Source organism: Geomonas azotofigens, assembly GCF_018919395.1.
Lineage (GTDB): Bacteria > Desulfobacterota > Desulfuromonadia > Geobacterales > Geobacteraceae > Geomonas > Geomonas azotofigens.
The window spans coordinates 423,176-445,165 of record NZ_JAHLME010000002.1 but is presented as its reverse complement, the minus strand read 5'-3'; the positions used below and the strand labels follow the sequence as shown (position 1 = coordinate 445,165).

Genomic DNA, 21,990 nt, shown 5'->3' with positions numbered 1-21,990 from the left:
ATATTTAATTTTTAACCGTGTGACTGGCTAATCGAGCTTTTGTTCTGATGCGGTGAGGTGACATGTAGGATTATTTTATTGACTCACTCACATTATTTCAAGTAAATTTATCACAAACTAATCAATTTCTATAGGGGCGGGGCGCTATGAGTAAAAATCAGTTTTGCCAGTGCCCCGCTTGCTTCCAGAGATCCCCCCGCAGCATCATCTTCACATAGTGAGGTACAAATGCTCTTAAATGGAAAATTAGTGTTACGTGCGGCAGGTATGGCACTCGCAATGTTGGTTCTCATGGGTTCTCCCGCTTTCGCGGAGCCAGACAATAAGGGGTGTCCATACGGGGGAGATCCGACATACATCGTGTGGCCTTGGGAGCAAGGGCCAAAGAAGTCCGAAGAGATAAAAAACGAGTTTCATGCGTTTCATGCGATCCCAGAACTGAAGGAGCTTTCCCAGTTTTCTTCATCTGCCGCTAAGCTGGAAGATTTTGCGGCAAACGGGGGGAGGGGAGATACGCTCTCCCCCCTCAAGCTGGATGGTACCACCTGGATCCTCGGGCTTGCTGAGTTTCTCTCGGCTCGAGCTCAATCCGAACTTAGACACTGGGTGGTTGGAAAGGTTTTAGAGGATACCTGCGAGAACAGTGTATGGTATTTTCCGAATCTCTGTCTTTTGAACCAGAATTATTCCGCCGGAATCCTCCCATCAAACAGAGGACTGGCCCAAGCCGTCCGTGCCGATATGGAGACACTCCCTGCTTGTGTTATCTGGAACAGCAAAAGAGGAATGCATGCAGAATGGGGGTATTTTTTGACCAGCGCCATCAAAGAGATCCGTGACGGTGCCCCTCCGCTTAAGATAATCGCCGGAATGGCAGAAAACCAAACACTTATAGAAAATTGCAATGCCCTATCCCCCGATTGCTCAGTTTACTTGGCAGGGGTATTGATGCAATCTTTCTTGTCGATTCACAACAGTGAATCTTTAAATGACGACCAACTGGGCAGGTTATTTTTGATGTCTGTTTACACCAAGCTTATAAAGGACAAAAAATATGACGTGTTGAACAAGATACTGCCACCCAATGAAGACTTTGCGATATATGTGAAGCAGGTGGCTCGCGTGATCAAGTCCATGATCACCAAGACAAAAAGTCTGGAGGCAAAGACTGAAGCATTGGACAAATTGATCAAGGACAAAATCCCGGAGGACCCCACTAAGAGGGAAGAATGGGAAAAACGGGCCGTCGTGCTGTCGCTGCAAATATCCGACGATATACTGGAGATCCTCCGGATACAGGCGAAAATTGTTAAAGATAAGGACATTATGATGGCTATGGAGCGTCTTGACGCCATAGCACAAGCCATCATATATGTAGAAACAAAAAGATATTCTGAGGCGCTCACCGATCTACTTATTCTCATCAGGTGCGTAGGCCATAAGAATATGCAGACAGAGGCGGCATGTAAGCCGTGGCAAGATTACTTTGAGAATCGGAAAACGGATGCGCTGGCAAAGACGGCAAGGTACTTCCCCATTTTCGACGGATTGGCCTCAGCCAAAAAACCAGAGGATTTCGCTAATGTGTTGGATAGTGCTGCTTCCCCAGTCGGGGCATGGCGAACCAAGCGCGAGAAAGGGATGACCTCTATAGGGGCGCTGGTTGGAATAAGTGCTGGAGGCGAATACCTTTCTAGGAAAGGGGCGCCCTCGGCGTGGGGTGGGGCTGCGGGGATGATGGCTGCGTTGGGATTGGATATCTCTACGCCCTCAGACTGTTTTACCAAAGACGGCACCTTTGGTGCTTTCCTTTCCGTGTTAGATGTCGGCAACCTTATGTCCGTCAGGTTCACCAATGACTCCGCGATTCAGGTCGATAAAAAAGCAAACGTAAACTTTGCCCAGATTGTTTCACCCGGACTGTTTTTAAGGTGGGGCTTAGGAAGATCACCGGTAGTGGTAGGGGTCGGTGCCTCGCTCACGCCGGGGCTTAGAAACGCAAAACTTGATAATGGTGACACAGTAAAAATGGACAGTTTCCGCGCAGCTGCCTTCCTGGCCATAGACCTCACACTGTTCCCATTCTAATGTTTTGGTATTTCTGAGACTTTACCGACAGTATCTTGAGCGGCTGTATCGTTCAACCTACATTCAGGCGGAGGAAGAGGCGAGGCGTAAGAGACGTAAGAGGCGGGGAGCTTCGGTGCTGCGAAAAGATCAGCGGCGCTTGGAAACAATCCTAATGCTTCGGAAAGAGCCTCAGGTTTTCTGGGCGCACCATATGAAATGTCCGGAGGGATTTTGAAAGGGGGTGGCGTATGGAAACAGTTGTTAAAACAGCTACTATTCGATCTGAAGCAGTCATGTCGGAGTGCGGCTATTTTCGCTACTCCCTAAAAAGGATATGGTGCGAAGACAAGCCGGTGGGGGCTTTTCTATGTGAGAACCCCTCGAAGGCAGATCATATTCGTTCTGATCTGACCATGTCAAACTGCAATAACTTGGCAGTTCAATGGGGGTGGGGTGGTTTTTGGCTTCTGAACCTTTACCCCGGTTATTCAACGGACCCTAGCAAGCTCCAAGTTGATGTAGATACAACTAAGAAGAATGACGAAGTTATTGCGGAGGTGTTTCATAAGGTCGACGTCATTGTTCTTGCATGTGGCATGGGGCATAAGAGAAAACTGAGGAAGGTTCTTCACGAGGTCTCCAGGAAAAAGCTCTTTTGCATTGGCGAAAATGCTGATGGCAGTTTTCTTCACCCGTCTCGCATACACGTCGAGAAATACCTGAGCCCGCTCAAGGCCTATATCTGATTTCCCCCCTGTCACTTTCTCCTCAACCCTCTGCCATGCCTCTATCGCGGGGACTCCATCTCCCACTCTGGTGGTTTCGGTTTTGCTGGTTACGCTCGCTGGCTTAGCTCACAGAATTGGTCAGTTCGAGAATCGTCATGACATCGCACCTCCCACCCTAGATCCTTCATGACTTCCTAGCCATAACCATCCGCCTCATCAGTTCCCCTTCCGAGCAAGCGGATTAACGGCCTAGGTTTGTGGACCCTGCATTAATGGTTGACAAAAGAACAATTTTCTGGTTACGCTCGGCGGGAATATTTAATTTTTTTCAATCTGTAATTCTACATACTGACCACCTTTGGGTCGAAATCTGTATCACAACCGCTAACTTAATCTCAATCCTGGGGTTGCTTGGGGGGAAGGCATGGACTCGGAAAGATCTTTAGGTTACCTAGATGCTTATGAGGATGGAGTCTTTCTTTCACCATGTTTTATAGAGACGATCTGCTACGAAAAGGCCTTATCACCTGCAACAAACTACATTTGCGGGAGACGGGGGACTGGTAAATCAGCCATAGTTTTACGACTAATGAGCGACAAAAGGTTTAAATACCATGACGAGGTGAAAGGACATGAGTTTTATCAGCAACTTTTGATTGAACTTAAAAGCCAAAACGCTGCTGAAATAAATAAAAGATTTTTTTTCCAGCGCGTTTGGAAACACTTGATACTAGTTGCTGCGATGAATGCAATAGTCAAGGACATGAAGGATACAGATTTTGCCGGTCAGTTGAGTCCAATCTATGAGTATTTGAAAGCAAATAGATATTTCAACAAGCGTCCGCTCACTCTATGGCAAAAAATCATTGCAAGTACTAGTAGCTTTATTCGTAAATACAGAGGAAAATCAGACCTTTCCAATATGGTTTTGACATACCTTACTGAATTGTTGGAAAGCAATCAATTTATTGATGCTGAAGCTGCTTTAAAGGCGCATTTATCCAAAGAGTCTAAGTGCTTAGTAGTGGTTGACACAATTATGGACCAGTTTGAGCGTGATGAGGTCTTTGTTGCTTGTGTAGAAGGGTTATTGATGGCTGTACTTGAACTTACCTGCAAGAAATACTCCGAATTCCTACAAATTAAATGTTGCATCCCAGGAGAATTGTATAATCACATTCATTTATACGAACAATCCAAAATCAGAGATCATGTTGTCGAACTCACATGGAAACCGAAAGACCTTATCCGTCTACTTTCTAAGCGTTATTATTACTACTTGTTGCTTAGCAAACAAATTACACAACTTGAGTTCGATGGTATTAGTTGGAAAAGCTATAACTGTGTCAAAGAAAAGGTGTGGGATAAATATATACCTAAAAACATCACCAACGGACGGAATATAGATGAACCTACACATGTTTACATCATGCGACACTCACAGCATACACCACGAGAGCTGATAAGTATATTCAACAACATTATGTCTGAAAACGAGATAAATGAACGTAAAGGTTTCTCAAGGTCAATAATAACAGGAATTCATGAAACAATTGGGAATACTGTCAGGGAACTGATTATCTCAAATCAGTTTTTGATTCCGAATTTGGAACAGATAATGGATGTTTCCTTCAGTGGCAAAACAAAAATAATGAGTGCAGGGGAAATTAGAAAAGCTTTGGGGCATTCCAAGTCTTTCTGGAAAGTGGATGCAGGTGATCCTTTTACAGAAGATATCCTAGTAAAACACCTAATTTCCATAGGTTTTCTGGGCGTTGTTGTAGGTGAGGATATTGAAAACAAGCATGTTATTAAATGCAAGTTTTCCTATATGGCCCCCGACGCTTTATCTATGGGACGAGACACTCAATACGCCATTCATCCGATATTTTATGACAGATTCAACATTCTGCCTGTTGCAGGAAAGGTGGTCTATCCAATACGGCAGTATGCTGACCGATGGGATGAGGTCTTTTAACGGAAAGTTGCCAGCTGGTGAAGGCCAAAGAGATGCAAATCAACCAGCACCCCGGACTGTTTCAAGGGTGTGATTTGAAAATATGAATATCAATTGGAAATGGTGAGGGAGAGGTATCCGTTGGCTCTTGGCCTATCGGCGGCATCTTTTTCGCCCTTTGCATGGAGTACATGCAGGCCAAAGAGTATGCCCCGACGGGTAAGGCGGGTACCCTCCCCGGTCAAGGCTGAGGTTATGGATATCGACCGGCATAAGCGTCTCATTCCCGTGGTGTCGTTGACCCTTGTCTATAGTTCCAATTTAATTGGACTTACTTTAATCTCTGCGCGGGCGGGCTGCGCTTCGGTCGTCTATGAAGCTCCTGCGAAAATGGATGCTTGCATGTCTACTCTGTAATGACCTTGGCCGCAAGGTCAGCGTAGGCCCTGATTAGATGTTGTTACACGGTTGATCTGCGGGGGACGGGAAGCGGAACGCAGCGGACCGGCCTCGGCGTACCTGCGTCCCTAGGGGGATAGTGGTGCCGCTTTTCCGGTGGCACACCTTTGGGGTTGTTAAATTGCGCCCCCCCCTTGAGGGTGTAGCGGAAAAATGCAGGACGAAGGTCCGGGTAACGAGTCATCGGCTTTTGCTTGATTTTCTCTTTCGGATCTGCCGGCTGAAGATAGCAAGGACAGTTATCACGACCGCGAAAGAAGCGATGACAACGGCGGCGATACTTGAAGGGGGTCCTCCTCTCAAGGAAATGGACGTGATGCCGAGTAAGAGACCCGCAACCGCGCATACCATTCCAACGGTACACCATATACTCCAGCACCTATCCTCCATACTGCGACTCCCCTTTTCCCCATACACGGCCTACCTTCCGACCAGTGCCACCCGCAAACGTCCATCAGGTTCCTTTCGGCTTCCTAGCCATCATCGTCACATCGCAACGAGGCGGAGCCTTCAAGAGTTTACTGGCGATCCTCCGACCGTCCAGAGTATAGGTCCGACCACACCGGGGGGCAAGATACCGGTTCTCAAAAAAACTAGCCGTGGCGTGAGAAAAACTTACCTCGACTAAGTGCATTCCTTGGTGGTGCGGTTACAATTGGCTAGGTTTGTTTTTTTTAATTTAGCTGCGGTGGCCGGTCATGGTTCACCGACAATGCAGCACCCCTTAAGAAAATTCCAGCGGCAAAAACTCCGTGCCCTGCGTGCTGGGGGGATGATGTCGGAACACGACTCCGAAGACAACTTCATCAGCATCAAGGACCGCGCCAAGCATAAGCTGGAGCGAGATATGGGGCCGTTGCTGCTGGCAGCGTTGCAGGATCCCAGGACCGTCGAGCTCATGCTCAATACCGACGGCAGACTTTGGCAGGAGCGCCTGGGGGAAAGCATGTCGTGTATCGGCGCGCTCCGCCCCGCACAGGCGGAAGCCATCATCAAGACCGTTGCCGGCTACCACGGCAAGGAAGTCACCCGTGCCAAGCCGATCATCGAAGGGGAACTCCCCCTGGACGGATCGCGCTTCGCGGGGCAGCTTCCTCCCGTCGTTCTGGCACCAACCTTTGCCATCAGGAAAAAGGCCGTCGCCATTTTCACGCTGGAAGAGTACCTGACGGCCGGCACCATCTCCGAAGCGCAATACCACACCTTGAAAGCGGCCGTGCGGGACCACCTCAACATCCTGGTGGTCGGCGGCACCGGGAGCGGCAAGACCACCCTGATCAACGCGATCATCAACGAGATGGTGCTTTGCAACCCCTGCGAACGGGTCTGCATCATCGAAGACACCGGGGAGATCCAGTGTGCCGCGGAAAACTTCGTGCAGTACCACACCTCGCTCGAGGTGAACATGACCACGCTCCTCAAGGTCATCCTGCGCATGCGTCCCGACCGCATCTTGGTCGGTGAGGTGCGGGGGGCTGAGGCGCTGGATCTACTCGACGCCTGGAACACCGGTCACGAAGGAGGGGCGGCGACCCTCCACGCCAACAACTCTCTGGCGGGGCTGATCCGCCTGAAATCGCTCATTACGCGCAACGAATCGGCCCCCTCGGATATCGAGGCGCTGATCGGCGAGGCGGTCCAGATTGTGGTTCACATCGCCCGCACTCCGGGCGGCCGCAGGGTACAGGAGATCGTCGCCATCGACGGCTATGAAAACGGCCGTTACATCCATTCCACCCTTTAAGGAGAGACTGTCATGGAAACTCCGACCCCGGCGGTAGCCGGCAAAGGCAAAGGCTATGTGACCACTCTTGAGTCCAATCATCGCGCCCTGCGCATCGACCGCACTGTCCTCCTGGTGGCCGGCACCGCGTCTCTCCTCCTGTTGTTCATGCTCCTCGTTCCTTACCACGCCGCCGCCTCCACGGGTACGGGCGGTTCCCTCCCTTACGAATCCTGGCTGACCAACCTGCAAAACTCCGTCACCGGGCCGGTGGCGTTCGCGCTGTCCATCGTCGGCATCGTGGTCGCCGGAGGCGTCCTCATCTTCGGAGGGGACCTGAACGGGTTTTTCCGCACCCTGATCTTCATCGTTCTGGTCATGGCCTTTCTGGTCGGTGCCCAGAACATCATGAGCTCGTTCTTTGGCCGTGGCGCCGAAATCGGCAGCCCGGGCGGCACCGCGCTAACACCGGTGCGCACCGCCGAGCCTCCCGCGGGGACCGGGGCATAGCATGCCCCTGCGCACGATACCCATTCACCGGGTCGGCAACAGGCACAACCTGTTCATGGGCGGGGACCGCGAACTTGTGATGTTTTCCGGCATGTTGGCGTTCGCGCTTATTTTCAGTGCGCAAGAGCTGAGGGCGACGATTTTCGGACTTGCACTCTGGTTCGGCGCGCTCTTCGCCTGCCGGCTCATGGCGAAGTCCGATGTCCAGATGCGCTTCGTCTACCTGAGAAGCCGCAAGTACAGGAAGTATTACCCGGCCCGGAGCACGCCGTTTCGGACCAACCCGAAAAGCCAGGGCGACCAATACCGATGATCACCGCCATCCCCATAACCGTCGCGGTCCTGGGCACGGCCATGCTGCTCATCCTGTATGCGCGCATCAGGACCTTGAACGCCGAGATCGGCCTGCGCAAGCACCGCGCACAGGACGCCGGCTTTGCCGACCTCCTGAACTACGCCGCCGTGGTCGACGACGGCGTGATCGTGGGCAAAAACGGCGCCTTCATGGCCGCCTGGCTGTACCAGGGGGAGGACAACGCAAGCAGCACCGACGAACAGCGGGACATGGTCTCTTTCCGCATCAACCAGGCCTTCAGCGGTCTGGGAAACGGCTGGATGATCCACGTCGACGCGGTGCGCCGGCCGGCTCCCAGATACTCGGAGCGGTCACTGTCGCATTTCCCGGACCCGGTGTCGCAGGCGATCGACGAAGAGCGGCGGCGGCTGTTCGAACGACTGGGGACAATGTACGAGGGGTATTTCGTCCTCACCGTCACCTATTTTCCGCCTCTGCTGGCGCAGGCAAAACTGGTGGATCTCATGTTCGAGGACGACAGCGTCACCCTGGACCACAAGGCGTGCACGGAGGATCTGATCGGCCGCTTCAAGCGTGAATGCATGAATATTGAATCCCACCTGTCGGCCGCAGTGAGGCTCACCCGCCTGTGCGGTAAAAAGGTCACGGAGGAGGACGGGTCCACCGTCACCCATGACGAGTTCCTGCGCTGGCTGCAGTTTTGCTGCACCGGCCTTAACCACCCGGTGCGGCTCCCCGACAACCCCATGTACATCGACATGCTGGTAGGCGGCGTGGAAATGTGGTCCGGCGTGGTGCCCCGAATCGGGCGAAAGTTCGTGCAGGTCGTTGCCATCGGTGGGTTGCCACTTGAGGGAACTCCGGGCATGCTGACTGCGCTGGGCGAGCAGCCGTGCGAATACCGCTGGTCGTCGCGCTTCATCTTCATGGATTCTGTCGAAGCGGTCGCGCACCTGGAGAAGTACCGCAAGAAGTGGAAGCAGAAAATCCGCGGCTTCTTCGACCAGGTTTTTAACACCAATACCGGTCACATCGATCAGGACGCCCTGTCCATGGTCCAGGATGCCGAATCGGCCATCGCGGAGATCAACAGCGGCCTGGTGGCCGCAGGCTATTACACCAGCGTCGTCGTGCTCATGGATGAGAACCGGGACCGCCTGGAAACGGCGGCCCGGTTTGTCGAGAAGGCGGTAAGCCAGCTTGGTTTCTGCGCCTACGTGGAAACCATCAACACTCAGGACGCCTTTTTCGGATCGCTGCCGGGTCACGGCGTGGAAAACGTGCGGCGGCCGATCATCAACACCATGAACCTGGCCGACCTTCTCCCCACCAGCACCATCTGGACCGGCACGAACACCGCACCCTGCCCGATGTACCCGCCGCTCGCCCCGCCGCTCATGGAATGCGTCACCCACGGCGCCACCCCTTTCCGGTTCAACCTGCATACCCGCGATCTGGGGCATACGCTTATGTTCGGCCCGACGCGGGCCGGCAAATCGACGCACCTCGGCATAATCGCGCTGCAGCTTCTGCGCTATGAGGGGATGTCCATCTATGTCTTCGACAAGGGGATGTCGATGTATCCCACGACCAAGGCGGTGGGGGGCGCTCATTTCTCGGTCGCCGCCGATGACAGCCGGCTCGCCTTCTGCCCGCTGCAGTTTCTGGAAACCAAGGGGGACCGCGCCTGGGCCATGGAATGGATCGACACCATACTGGCTCTCAACGGCGTGGCTACCACCCCCGGCCAGCGCAACGAAATCGGCAATGCCGTCATGAGCATGCACGAGAGCGGGGCGCACACCATGTCCGAGTTTTGGCTGACCATCCAGGACGAACCGATCCGCGAGGCGCTCAAGCAGTACACGGTCGACGGCATGATGGGGAACCTGCTCGACGCCGAAAGCGATGGCCTCGCCCTCTCCAGGTTCACCACCTTCGAGATCGAGGAGCTGATGAACCTGGGAGAAAAGTTCGCGCTCCCCGTGCTGTTGTACCTTTTTCGGCGCATCGAGCGCAGTCTGCGCGGCCAGCCTGCCGCGCTCATTATCGATGAAGCCTGGATCGCGCTGGGACACGCCGCCTTCCGCGACAAGATCAGGGAATGGCTCAAGGCCTTTGCCAAGAAGAACTGTCTCGTGCTGCTGGCGACGCAAAGCCTCACCGACGCCGCCAACAGCGGCATCCTCGACGTGATAGTGGAATCCACGGCTACCAAGATCTTTCTCCCCAACGTCTACGCCCGCGATGTCGACACGGCCGCCCTCTACCGCCGCATGGGGCTCAATACGCGCCAGATTGAAATTCTCGCAACCGCCGTCCCGAAGCGTCACTATTACTGCGTTTCTGAAGGGGGGCGCCGCCTTTACGACCTGGCGCTCGGCCCGCTGGCGCTCTCCTTCGTAGGAGCGACCGACAAGGAATCCATCGCCTCCCTAAAACGCCTGGAGGCGAAGTACGGCGACGGCTGGAGAGATGAGTGGCTGGCAGGGAGGGGACTGAAACTTGCCGATTACGGGGTGACCATATGAATCTTGCAGCGGCCGTCACTGCGGCCAGAAAGCTGATCTTCGGGCTCCCGGCGGAGGAGGGGGACGGCAGCGGTCCGGTTACCGGCGGCAGACGCCAGGGGGAGAACGAGAATCCCTATCTAGCGGCCCGACGCACCTGGAACAGCCTGATGGTCGCCAGCATCGCCAACCGGCAGATGTGGCAGCTCTTCGGCATCCTCTCCCTGATGATCACTCTCGCCTCCGTCGGCGGCATGATCTACATCGGCAGCCAGTCGAGATTCGTTCCGTATGTGGTCGAGGTGGACAAGCACGGCGGCACCATCGCCATCGCCCCGGCGCAGCGCGCGGTCAAGGCCGATCCGCGCGTCGTGCACTTCAATGTCGCTTCCTTCATCAGCGACTTACGGTTGGTGACCCCCGACATCGCCCTGCAGCGCAAGGCCATCTACCGCGTCTACTCCATGCTCTCCATCAAGGACCCGGCCACCGCCAAGGCGAACGAGTGGCTAAACGGCACCGAAGAGAGCAGTCCCTTCAAGCGGGCCGAGAAGGAGACGGTGAGCGTCGAGATCAGCTCGGTGCTGCCCCAAACACCGGACACCTGGCAGGTGGACTGGATCGAAGCCGTCTACGACCGGCAGGGGGTAATGAAAGCGCAGCCCTACAGGATGCGCGCCTTGGTAACGGTCTATACCCTGCCGGCAACGACGCAAACCACCGAAGAACAGATCCGCAACAACCCGCTCGGCACCTACGTGCGTGATTTTTCCTGGTCGAGACAGCTTTGAGAGGGGGAGGGCATGAGAAAATACGTGGTCGCCATGATTTTGTGGATGTTGCCTCTCTTCGCCTCGGCCGCCAGCGACAACCCGGCCGACCAGTATTTCTCGAAGCAGAACCCCGTCCTGACTCCCCAGGAAAAGGCCGCCATCGCGATTGCACGGAAATGGCAGGATGAGAACGCCAAGGGTGTACGACCCGTTGCGGGACCGGAAGGATCGGTTCTTTTCATGTACGGCGCGCAGCAGATCAACGTGGTGTGCGCCGTGCTCCAGATCTGCGACATCGAGCTCCAGGCCGGGGAACAGGTGAACAACCTGCATGTGGGCGACCCGCGCTTTACCGTCGAGCCGGCGGTAACCGGCGTCGGACCGGCAGAAATCCAGCACCTCATCATCAAGCCTCTGGACGTTGGCCTTAAGACCTCGCTCATCGTCACCACCAACCGTCGCACCTACCATATCAACCTGCGTTCCCACCGGACGGAATTCATGCCGCGGGTGGCGTTCACCTATACGGAAGATGCCCTGGCCAAATGGGACGGTCTCAGGAGCCGGGAGGCGAAGGAAAAGCAGGAGAACACCATCCCGGGTACGGGCGAGTATCTGGGAAACCTCAACTTCGATTACGAGATCACCGGGAGCGCGGCCTGGAAACCGATCCGGGTCTACAACGACGGGGCGAAAACGATCATCGAAATGCCTCCCGCGATGGCAAAAACCGAGGCTCCCACGCTCCTGGTGGTGCGAAAGGAGGGGGGCTTCTTCAAAGAGGACGAAACCGTGATGGTCAACTACCGGGTGCAGGGGAACCGGTACATCGTGGATACGGTCTTCGAGAAGGCGATCCTCATCACCGGCGTTGGCACCGGGCAGGACCGCGTCACCATCACCAAGGCTGCCAGGAGGAGATGAAGATGCGCAAGCTGCTGCTCCTGGCACTGTTCATCAGCCTGGTCGCGTGCGCCGCCCGCTACGGCAACTTCATGCGTAACACGACGCAGGCCAACGACAAAAAGATGGCCGACGACGTGGCGAAAAAACTGGTGACGCTGTATCCGCCGGCTCTTACCCGCTTCGACCTTCAGCATGCCACATCCGATTATTTCGGCACCTGTCTGGTGGCATCCATGCGGAACAAGGGTTACGCCGTACTGGAATACAAGGCCAAGAGGAAGCAGGGGAGGGCGGGGGTGGCTCTTTCCTACACCGTGGATCAGCTCAAGGATACCGGGCTGTACCGGGTCACGGTGCTGATCGACCGCCAGCAAGCCCTGAACCGGGTGTACAAGGTGGCGAAGGACGGGGTGCTCTACCCGGCCGGGTACTGGGTACGAAAGGAGTAGGCCGTGGCTTCCAGACCAGACCAGATGTCGCCCGAAGCATCACCGGACCAGGCTGGCGAAAAAATCGGCAATCGCCGTGTCAACAGCATGCCGATGTACATCGTCGGTACCGTGATGACCGCCTTCCTGCTGGTCATGGTGCTGGTCGCTGCCAACCGTGCGGCGAAACAAAAGCAGCCGCCGAAGCCGGCGGCGGAGAAGGTCGAGAATACCAGCATGTTTGCCAAGGCGGTCGCCGGGGACCGGCAGAGCGGGATCGTCCAGCCGAAGACGCCTCAAGCGGCGGCGTCTCCTACGGCGCCCGGTGGGGCTGCCATGCCGTCGTCTTCTGAGCCGGCACCCGGTGCCGTAACCATCGTCCGTCCGGCCAACCCCGATGCTCCACCGACACCTCCCAATTCTTCCGGCGTCCAGCGATCAAACGGCCCCGGCGGCGGTTCCGGCGGGGCGGGGGGCGACGCGGCGGACCGTATCCGGATTATGAAGATGCAACAGTTTGACGAGGCGGTGAAGGCGAAAACGGGCCTCAGCGTGACGCCGCCGCGCAGCGCGGGTTCCAGCCCCGCCGTCAACGGTGCCAGCGGCGGCAGCGGTTCCCTCCAGCAACCCGGTGATCCTCTGGAAATCTACAAGAGCCAGCTGGCCCTGGTTCAGAATTCGGGGCTGGCAGGAACGGGCGGGGCTTCAGCGCAGCCGGGACAGGCGGCGCCGGGCAACGGCACCGGCGTAGCCCCGTTCGGAAATTCGGGGGCGGGCGACCGCTGGAAACTCGAATCCAAGGTGCAGCCTCCGCGCTCGCGCTACGAACTGCGCGCGGGATACGTGGTACCGGCCACCCTTATTTCGGGCATCAACTCGGAACTCCCCGGCCAGATCATGGCCCAGGTCTCCCAGAACGTCTACGACACCGCAACTGGCAGATACCTCCTGATCCCGCAGGGGTGCCGCCTGGTCGGCACGTATGCCAGCAACGTCGCCTACGGCCAAGCCTGGCTGCTGGTCGCCTGGCAACGCATCGTTTTTCCCGACGGCAAGGCGATGGACATCGGTTCCATGCCCGGTGCCAACAGCGCCGGTTATGCGGGCTTCAAGGATCGGGTGAACAACCACTATTTCCGGATTTTCGGGTCCGCACTCCTCATGTCCGGCGTCATTGCCGGCGTCGCAACCAGCCAGCCGCCGCAGGACGCCAATTCGGCTCCCACGGTCAGCAGCGCCATGAGCCAGGCCCTGGGGCTTGAGTTCGGCCAGGTTGCCGCACAGATGATCGCCAAGAACCTGAACGTCGCCCCGACGCTCGAGATCCGCCCGGGCTACCGCTTCAACGTCATGGTTACCAAGGACCTGAACTTTTCCAAGCCGTACCAGCCGTTCGACTACTAGTTGCGCAAGGAGTCCGGCAGAGGGGGGAAGCCAATGATAAATCCAACCGCTAGAATCGTGCTGGTGACGGTCGCGATGCTTGCCGCTTGGCCGGCCCATGCCGGTATTCCCGTGATCGACGGGGCCAACCTTTCCCAGAACGTGGTGACCGCGCTCCAAAGCGTGGCGATGACGATCAAGCAGGTGGAACAGTACAGAATACAGCTGCAACAGTACCAAAACATGCTGCAAAACACGGCCGCTCCCAGCACCAACACCTGGGACGAGGCCCAAGCGACCATGAGGCAGCTCAATTCCTCCATCAACTCGCTGGAGTATTACAGGAACCAGCTCGGGAGCATCGACAATTACCTCGCCAGGTTCCCGGACACTGCCGCCTATATGAATTCGCCCTGCTATAGCCCGGCTGGCTGCGCGCCGGAACAGTGGGCCGCGATGGCGGAATCCCGGAACTTGGCCGACCAGTCCCAGAAGAGGGCAAACGACGCCCTTTTTCGGGGTCTGGACCTGCAGCAAAAAAACATGGTGAAAGACGCAACTACCTTGCAGCGGCTCCAGGGGAGCGCGCAAGGTGCGCAGGGGCAGGTGGAGGCAATAGGATACGCGAACCAGCTTGCCAGCCACATGGCTAACCAGCTCCTGCAGATCCGCGGCCTGCTGATCGCCCAGCAAAACGTGATCGCCACGCGCAACCAGGCGCAGGCAAACAAGGAAGCGCAGGAAGCCGCGGCGGCGGCGCAGCTTCGTAAAGGTACGGGTACTTTTCAACCCAGTCGAAGAAAGAGCTATTAGCGGAGCGTGACACTGCCAAAGGAGGTTATATCGATGAAACTACGATTATTACTCGCTTTCCTGATATTAGTCTTGTGTATGGTCAGTTTGGCTGGCTGCGGTAAAACATCGGAGCAAGAGCTAGCCGAAAAGAAAGCCAAAGACCTTGGCCAAGGCACGGGACAATTCAAACCTACTCCAAGAAAAAGTTATTGACTGGACCACGGCAGGCTCTGCTCTATGTCAACTACCACACAAGCCAAAATAGCAATACTCGTGGCTGTTTTATGGTTGGTTCTTCTCACTCTCGATGCGCACGCCGGGATCGACATCAATCCAGGAGTGCTCGACATCGTTCTGGACAGGTTCCAGTCCACGGCAAGCACCTGGAGCACCGTCATTTCGGCACGTGCCTCGTGGCTATTCTGGGTGCTGGTCACGATTAGCATGGTGTGGACGTTTGGCATGATGGCCCTACGCAAAGCCGACATCGGAGAATTCTTCGCAGAATTTATTCGCTTTACGGTCACCACTGGTTTGTTCTGGTGGCTGCTAGTTAACGGCCCGACCTTCGCCAGATCGATCATGGACGGATTACGCCAGATGGCGTCAAATGCCAGCGGCAACCCTGCGACGTTCACGCCATCCAACATCGTCGATATCGGCTTTGCGATATTTTTCAGAGTGCTCGATCAGTCGTCGGTGTGGTCGCCGATCGACAGTACTTGTGCCATCCTGATAAGTGGAACTATCCTCGTCGTGCTGGCCTTAGTTGGCACCAATATGCTGATCCTCCTTGTAAGCGGATGGATCTTGGCTTATGCCGGAATCTTCTTTCTTGGTTTCGGTGGTTCCAGGTGGACGTCGGACATGGCTATCGGATATTTCAAGAATGTACTCAGCCTAGCTGCCCAACTCATGACCATGGTTTTGTTGGTCGGCATAGGTCAGTCGTTCGTGGATCAGTACTACACCGCCATGAGCGCCGGCATCAGTTACAAGGAATTGGGTGTCATGCTGGTGGTCGCCGTCGTACTGCTCGCCCTGGTCAACAAGGTGCCCCCCATCATTGGTGGGATGGCCGGTGGCAACATCCAAGCCTTGGGAGGCGGTTTCGGTGCCGGGGCCGTGGTTGGAGCGGCGGCTGCAGGAGGTGCCGCCCTTTCCACTGCAGGCGCTGCACTGGCGGCCGGTGCGGCCAATATGGGAGGTGGTGCGCAGGCGCTGATGGCGGCCTTTTCGAAGGCCAATGCCACCGAAAGCGGCGGGGGAGGTTTAGGGGGCGGCGACTTGATGGCTGCTGTGGGAAATCCAGGCGGCAGCGGTTCCGACAGCGGTGGTGGCAGCTCCCTTGCTGCAGCGATGGGGGATAGTGGTGGCAGTCTCTCATCGATGACTTCGAGTGGTGAATCGTTAGGCGATGGGGCGGGAACCGGTTCGACCGACGGCGGCAGTGCGACAACAGGTGGTGGAGAGGGGGACCGTGGCGGTTCGGCTGGTGGCGGTTCGTCTGGCGGGGAAACGTCAGGCGGCGAAACGTCAAGCCTTGAAGGGGGCGAACCGAAGGACAGCGGGGGGACGAGTGCGTCCGGCGAAACTAAATCGGGAGGATCGAGCGCCGCCGAGACAGCCGCGAAGATCGGCAGGGTCGCCAAGGGAACGGTAGGAAACCTGGCACAAGGGGCATGGGACGTGACCAAGGCCAAGGTCAAGGATCGCGTAGCTGATACCGCGGGCGGGAGGATCGCGGCGGCCATTGAAGCTCGGGCCCAAACCAAAGTAAAAGCCTGGGGCGAAGCCAAGCCTGAGGCGGCAGCGATATTCGACGGTAACAGTCTTTCGGCCGGTGATGAGAAAGAGGCCGATCCGGCATCAGAAGTGGCCGCGTTTCGGGATAAGACCACGGAACAGGAGTTATCCTTATGCGACACAAAAAGCTGATCCTGGTGGCCGTTTTGTGGGTGGGGACGATGCTGAATACTCCGCTTACGGCTGACGCGCAACACGCTCCGCCACCTGCGGCCAAAAAAGCGGGTCGCTTTGCTGACCTTCCGTCCCGGCTTCAGGAGCGGGTCGTCTGCTCCATTGCCGCTTCGATCAAATACGACATCCCCGCCAACGTCCTGCTGGCGGTCGCGGAAATGGAGGGGGGGAAACCGGGACAGTGGGTCTCCAACACGAACGGCACGCACGATGTCGGGCCGATGCAGTTCAACACGGCGTACTTGAGGGGCCTTACCAGATACGGCATCGCGGCCAGCGACGTGGCAGCTGCTGGCTGTTATTCCTACGATCTAGCGGCCTGGCGGCTGCGCCGGCACATCAAACAGGATTCTGGCGATCTGTGGACGAGGGTGGCTAATTACCACTCCCGGACCCACGTGTACAATGCAGCGTACCGAAAGGGACTGATGGAGAAGGCGGGCAAGTGGGCCGATTGGCTGGAAAACCGGATGTCCGTCAGTGAGGTGGCCGAACCCGAAGTTCCCGAAGCCCCACTGAACGCCTCCGTGTACGTTCCGCGAAAGATCAGTAGCGAGCCATGAAATTGGCTGACAGCTACCGCCGCTGGCTTGAGTCACAAGCCAAAAGCCCAGGAGACTATCTTCTTTTGGGGCTTGGCCCGTTGTTCCTTGTAAGTCTGCTGCTTTGGATGTTACCGGCACGGTGGGGAAGGCTCGGGGCTTTCACTCTGGCTGTCCCGGCGCTTTATGTCGCGTTGGTGGTTTTGGGTGGCTACGCGCGTCACTATGGGCGCAAGTAACCATGGCTTGCGTGAACGTGATAGGCTGGCCTCGTCTGGCCGTTTCGGACGGTGCGCTCGAGGCGTTGAAGTGGCTGGCCTCAGTGGAGAGATCTTCGGTCAGGCAATAGCGGCTACCCTACGTGGCACTACAATCTTGTGTCAAATACTATTTTTTTGTAGTTGACTATTGAAAAGTAATATTATATTATTGCCCTGCTATTAAAGGAGGGCATATGGAAATCTCAGAATTGCTTAAGGGGAAAGAACTAGATACCCGAACCACGTGCACATTGACGGAAGAAGGTCATAAGGCGTTAACCTGTTTAATGAAGGAGTTCGGCATCACTCAGAAGAAAATTTTTGCTGCGGTGTTTAATCAAAAATCTGCGGTCGAGACCGTTCTCACCCTTGCCAAGCAAACTACGGATAACTTCAACGGCCGTGAATTCCGTAAGAGCTTAGTGATCGGCAAAAAGGACTTGGTTTTTTTAAACCGGATATGCAAGGAGAATGAGATTTCTCGCGATAGGATGATCGACAGCATTATGAGATTTCTAGCGGCAGTTCTTGAAAATGACCAAGAATCAAGGTTCAAAAAACATCGGAAAGTTCTCGTTAGATTTACCCAGTTATCTCAAGAATTGGTGGATGTTGAAAAGGAAATATCAGGATACCTCCTCCAGGATGACCCGATTCTTGAAAGATATGGCAAGGTTGTTGTAGTTCTGGGCAACCTCATCAGTGCCATTGAGGAAGAGATAGCTACGGGGGCTGTAATAGATCCAGACGGTATTTAAAAATCAAATTTCACACCTGAGCTAGTCTCTCCATTCAAGAGTTCCTAAGACAGGATCATATCCATGGTGCATCTAACTCTTAGGCCGGACAAGATGTATTACAGGAGACACTTATGCAAGTTCCAAGTGACTACAGGATTAAACGCCTCCAGCGCGGCAGCATTGGTAGCATTGAGCAAAATGAATTTGTTGAAATCATAATTGATTTCCTTAAGTTCGCTGGTGGTCGGGCTAGGAGACAGACCGTGATCAACAAAATCCACGAAGTTTACTCAAATCAGTTCACACCGGCCGACAATTATCTCCTTGTAAGCCAAAACCCACCTAAAGAGCGGTGGATCCACAATATAGATTGGGCAAAGAGGAAACTAGTACAGCAAGGTGTATTGCTGAGCCCATCTAAATCACCTTACGGGACTTGGGTCCTGTCGAAGCTAGATTAAAGGCAGAGAAGGGTTCCCAGTCGTTGTCGGTTGGCAGGGGACCCTTCAATCCGGTCAGCGGCGTTGGGGGTGAAGGAACGCGACCGTGTTTTACTGTATCACCACTGCGGCACCAAGGTTTGTATTTCTCAAATTTGACTCGGCTGTTCAGCGAGCGGTCGGTTTTGGTATCGTTGGGAAATCAGGCCTGCTCGTGATTGACACAAGATCCCGTTACGCGGGTTTCACCCTGCGGTGGGTTTTGGCCTGGCGTGGTTGCTTTAATTGTTTTTTTTCCTTTGGTTTTTCCTGCAACTCCTCAACGTGCGTGGGGCGCTCCTTGGCAGTTATTCCACTCGTTTCATTGTATTTCTCAATCTCAGCCATGATGATGGAGTTGGCCTGGCGCCGGAGCCCTTCCATCCCCAATTGACTTCGGGTCACAAGATCGTTGAAGTCGGTATGCTGTTTCATCCTGTCTAGCGCCGCCAACTGCTCCGGACTGAGCAGTACGCGCCTCAGTTCGGTCGCCTGCGGCTCGGTGAGGCGCCCAGGTTCTTTTTGTGCATCCTCCAGAACTTTCGCGGCATTGATATGGTTGCGATAAGCCAGCGGTGTGACCGGTGACAGCTCCTCCGGATAGGCCGCCTCACCCGGCGCGAAAATCGGCAGCAGGATTTTGCCTCCCACAGCCCTCGCGGCTTCTTCCGCCTTGCTGCGGCCGGGGTTTATGCCGTGCGTCATTTCCAAATGTCTGTCGTCGTCCCCGGCGATAATCACGGGCTTGTCCGGGAACTTCTGGTGCAGGGCCGTGGCGACCGGCAGCAAGTTGCCCGAGTCGAACGCTGCCACGGTGGCGTAACCCAGTATTTGGGCCAAAGTGCCGGCCGTTGCATAACCTTCGCCGATGACCAGGGCCGGGGCCTGTGCCAAAGCCTCCAGGCCGCCTACGACATGGAAACAGCCCGCCTTGCGGCTGTCCTTCGCGAACCGCTTGGTGCCGTCCTCCTGGATATACTGCATCGTCCATTGCTTGCCGTCGACGTCTATGGCCGGGATGAAGGTTTCCCGCCCCTCCTTGTCCGTCATCACGCCGGGGTGCGGTTCAAGACCCTTCGCCCTCAGGTATGCCGTGGGGAGGGTTACTGGCACCAGGTCGGCCATCTGCAGGCTGACACGCTGTGCGGTCTGCTCGTGCCGCCTCGCCTGTTCCGTTTCCCGGGCTTGCAGCTTCGTCGCGGCTTGTGCCTGCAATTGCGCCTTCTCTTCAGGAGAGAGGACGTAGCCTTTGGATTTCCACTTCATGTCGACGCCGGTCCGGTTGTTCTTGATGTAGCCGGCCGGGTGCCCGTCCAGGTGCCCGACGTAAAAACCGGCATGCTCGCCTTTCACGTCGCCGGTAACCGCAATCCGATGTTTCTCACCGTCCATCACCGGGTGTTCTCCCTCGACGATGCATCCCATGGAGGCAAGTGCCTCGGCGAACTCCTCCTGCGGTGTCATCGCCGGCATTTGCTGCCCCGGCACCTTGTCCGCAGCCCAGCGCTCCAGCATCGCCATGTCGGCTTTCGGCCCGGCATACCAGGAGCGGGCTGCCTGGTCCCAGACGGCACCGGCCGCCTTGGCTGCCTTGCGCTCGCCGTAAGGGACGGCGAGGTACACGCGCTCGCCTCCGGATTTCCTGGCCTCGCGGGCGGCCGAGGCGTCTTTCTGCTTCCATTTTGCGAAAGCCGAGTCCTCCTTGTCGGCGGGGATGTACCATAACTGCTTCTGCCGGTCCCATTTCGCACCCAACGCCTTCGCCTCTTCCTTCTCACGGTAAGGGACATCGATGTAAATCCTGACGCCAGTGGGGATGATGTCGGACATGATCTTTGCCTCCTGGGCCGGCTTCCGGTTGTTCATCCGGATTACGGCGTTGTTCAAGGCCGCGCTTTGCCATTCGTGGTCGGACGTGCAGCTGGTGCCCGGCACGTGTTCGCCATTGACACAGGTGAGGGCCTTGCCGTCCTGGAAAAGCTCGCTGGTGATGGACGTCTTGTGGCCGGCTCGGTCGGTGTAGGTGATGAGATAAGGCGGGTCATAATGGCCGGCGCCGCCCCGGCCGATTGAAGCTGAGAGGCCGTTGGACTCAGCTACCGTTTGCAGGTTGTTCCAGGTCTCCAAGGGGCTGAACCCATCGTATGCGGCCAGGTGCAACTTCTGTAGCTCGGTGAGGACTTCATCCTGCTCCTCGGCCTGCTCTTCCTGGATCTGTTTCTGTTCGAGGTGCAGCACATACTCCTGGATCTTCTCGGCATCGGCTGCAGCGCGGAAGATTTCCAGCGGGTCTTCTTCCAGCGATTTGATCCAGGAAGCGACATACGCGGCGTGCTGGCCGGGGTCGTGCCCGATTCCCAGTTCATCGCCGAGGATCATGCTGGCGATCTCTGCTCGCAGCTCTTCCCGGGCATACCCTTCGCTCCCGAACGGGTGCGCCAGGTCGCGGTTGAGGCGGGATTGGTGGCCTGTCCAGTGCCCAAGCTCGTGGAGGGCGGTCGCGTAGTAGCTGTCCGCGGTCGGAAACTGGGCCGCGTCGGGGAGATGGATGCTGTCCGTCGCCGGCCGGTAGAAGGCGCGGTCTCGCTCGCCGTGCTTGATGGCGGCACCCGACGCCAGCAGGATGTCCTGCACCCTTTTTACCGGGTTCCATTCCCGTACCTTGCGCGGCGCCGCGGGGGGCAGTCCGTCTATTTGTTCCGCGTTGAAAACGGTGGCGAAGAAGACCCGTGGGCGCTCGAGCCTGACACTCTGCTTGACCGGCTCCCCCGAATCATCCAGGACCGGTTTGCCGTCGGCATCAAGTTTCGTTCGTTCGTCGGTGAACTTCCAGTATTCGATGGGGGTGCCTTTCTCCCCCTTGCGTACCTGGGCGTTGATTGCGGCAGCCTGCTTGTAGGTCATCCAGCGCTGGTCGGAACGGTCCTGACTCATCAGGAGGATCGCGTTGATGCCCCTATACCGTTGGCCGGTGGTCGGGTTGATAGGGATGAACGATTCCGCTGCACCGGGCTGCCATGGTTTCTGCCAGGGCGCGGTTCCCTCTTTCTGTTTCTCGATCAGCTTTTCGGCAACCTTTTCGTGGAAAAGCTTTCTGGATTCCATGCCGTCCTCCTTCCTCTGGGAGACTGGATCACTGTGGAAAAACTCCGAGTTCTTCCAAGGCGGCGGTAAGGTCGTCGGTACTCCCCGCCGCGTCCTCTTCGGTCAGGGCGGTTTCGTGGAACGCACCGGCCTGTTCCGCCTCCTCGGGATCCAGCTCCGCCTGGAAGCCGGGTGTCAGCGCGTCGGCGAGCTTATCGCGCAGCGTGGCAAATTTGATGGTGTCGTGGAACGTCGCGTTTTCCGTCAAGTCTTCGCCGTCGTCCTGGATGGTTTCTGTTGTCATGCGATGCTCCTCCCTTCTTTGTGTGTACTGATTCGGTGGGAAA

The 21,990-nt window shown here is 56.3% G+C and carries 18 protein-coding genes; 16 read left to right on the top strand and 2 right to left on the bottom strand.

What is annotated here, in order from left to right:
- Positions 1-267 precede the first annotated feature (267 nt).
- From KOL99_RS06945 to KOL99_RS06870, 16 genes are all read left to right on the top strand, one after another.
- Positions 268-2,088, top strand: coding sequence for a hypothetical protein (locus tag KOL99_RS06945; RefSeq protein WP_216509751.1), 1,821 nt, complete (start codon positions 268-270; stop codon positions 2,086-2,088).
- 230 nt (positions 2,089-2,318) lie between these two features.
- Entirely contained in the window at positions 2,319-2,816 is a 498-nt protein-coding gene (locus tag KOL99_RS06940; protein ID WP_216509750.1) for a DUF1643 domain-containing protein, read from the top strand.
- 406 nt (positions 2,817-3,222) lie between these two features.
- Positions 3,223-4,776 carry a P-loop ATPase, Sll1717 family gene (locus KOL99_RS06935; protein WP_216509749.1) on the top strand — a complete coding sequence of 518 codons (1,554 nt, stop codon included), beginning with the start codon at positions 3,223-3,225 and terminating at the stop codon, positions 4,774-4,776.
- Between the two features lie 1,213 nt (positions 4,777-5,989).
- A complete protein-coding gene (gene trbB / locus KOL99_RS06930; protein WP_216509748.1) occupies positions 5,990-6,958 on the top strand; it encodes a P-type conjugative transfer ATPase TrbB in 969 nt (322 codons plus the stop codon).
- 12 nt (positions 6,959-6,970) lie between these two features.
- Positions 6,971-7,447, top strand: a complete 477-nt coding sequence (gene trbC, locus KOL99_RS06925; protein ID WP_216509747.1) for a conjugal transfer system pilin TrbC — start codon at positions 6,971-6,973, stop codon at positions 7,445-7,447.
- Between the two features lies 1 nt (position 7,448).
- A complete protein-coding gene (locus KOL99_RS06920; RefSeq protein WP_216509746.1) occupies positions 7,449-7,760 on the top strand; it encodes a conjugal transfer protein TrbD in 312 nt (103 codons plus the stop codon).
- Positions 7,757-10,294 (top strand): VirB4 family type IV secretion/conjugal transfer ATPase, encoded by a 2,538-nt coding sequence (locus KOL99_RS06915; protein WP_216509745.1) that lies wholly within the window; start codon positions 7,757-7,759, stop codon positions 10,292-10,294. Before KOL99_RS06920 ends, KOL99_RS06915 begins: the two co-directional genes overlap by 4 nt.
- Positions 10,291-11,064: a VirB8/TrbF family protein gene (locus KOL99_RS06910; protein ID WP_216509744.1), complete on the top strand. Its 774-nt coding sequence runs from the start codon at positions 10,291-10,293 to the stop codon at positions 11,062-11,064. Before KOL99_RS06915 ends, KOL99_RS06910 begins: the two co-directional genes overlap by 4 nt.
- A gap of 12 nt (positions 11,065-11,076) precedes the next feature.
- Complete coding sequence (trbG, locus tag KOL99_RS06905; protein WP_216509743.1) at positions 11,077-11,970, top strand: P-type conjugative transfer protein TrbG; 894 nt, start codon at positions 11,077-11,079, stop codon at positions 11,968-11,970.
- 2 nt (positions 11,971-11,972) lie between these two features.
- Positions 11,973-12,401, top strand: coding sequence for a conjugal transfer protein TrbH (locus KOL99_RS06900; RefSeq protein ID WP_216509742.1), 429 nt, complete (start codon positions 11,973-11,975; stop codon positions 12,399-12,401).
- A 3-nt stretch (positions 12,402-12,404) separates the two neighbouring features.
- Positions 12,405-13,784 (top strand): TrbI/VirB10 family protein, encoded by a 1,380-nt coding sequence (locus KOL99_RS06895; RefSeq protein ID WP_328759925.1) that lies wholly within the window; start codon positions 12,405-12,407, stop codon positions 13,782-13,784.
- 33 nt (positions 13,785-13,817) lie between these two features.
- Entirely contained in the window at positions 13,818-14,576 is a 759-nt protein-coding gene (trbJ, locus tag KOL99_RS06890; protein ID WP_216509741.1) for a P-type conjugative transfer protein TrbJ, read from the top strand.
- 33 nt (positions 14,577-14,609) lie between these two features.
- A complete protein-coding gene (locus KOL99_RS06885) occupies positions 14,610-14,771 on the top strand; it encodes a hypothetical protein (protein ID WP_216509740.1) in 162 nt (53 codons plus the stop codon).
- A 24-nt stretch (positions 14,772-14,795) separates the two neighbouring features.
- On the top strand, positions 14,796-16,496 hold the full coding sequence (gene trbL / locus KOL99_RS06880; protein ID WP_216509739.1) for a P-type conjugative transfer protein TrbL: 1,701 nt from the start codon (positions 14,796-14,798) through the stop codon (positions 16,494-16,496).
- Complete coding sequence (locus tag KOL99_RS06875) at positions 16,478-17,101, top strand: transglycosylase SLT domain-containing protein (RefSeq protein ID WP_236025870.1); 624 nt, start codon at positions 16,478-16,480, stop codon at positions 17,099-17,101. Before trbL ends, KOL99_RS06875 begins: the two co-directional genes overlap by 19 nt.
- Before the next feature lie 433 nt (positions 17,102-17,534).
- The gene (locus KOL99_RS06870; protein ID WP_216509738.1) at positions 17,535-18,098 is read left to right on the top strand and encodes a hypothetical protein; all 564 of its coding nucleotides are present in this window, start codon (positions 17,535-17,537) and stop codon (positions 18,096-18,098) included.
- A 656-nt stretch (positions 18,099-18,754) separates the two neighbouring features.
- On the opposite strand, the gene KOL99_RS21595 is transcribed toward KOL99_RS06870, so the two are convergent.
- Together KOL99_RS21595 and KOL99_RS06860 are read right to left on the bottom strand one after the other, a co-directional pair.
- A complete protein-coding gene (locus tag KOL99_RS21595; protein ID WP_236025868.1) occupies positions 18,755-21,664 on the bottom strand; it encodes a zincin-like metallopeptidase domain-containing protein in 2,910 nt (969 codons plus the stop codon).
- A gap of 28 nt (positions 21,665-21,692) precedes the next feature.
- Complete coding sequence (locus KOL99_RS06860) at positions 21,693-21,947, bottom strand: protein TraD (RefSeq protein ID WP_236025866.1); 255 nt, start codon at positions 21,945-21,947, stop codon at positions 21,693-21,695.
- Between the last annotated feature and the right edge of the window lie 43 nt (positions 21,948-21,990).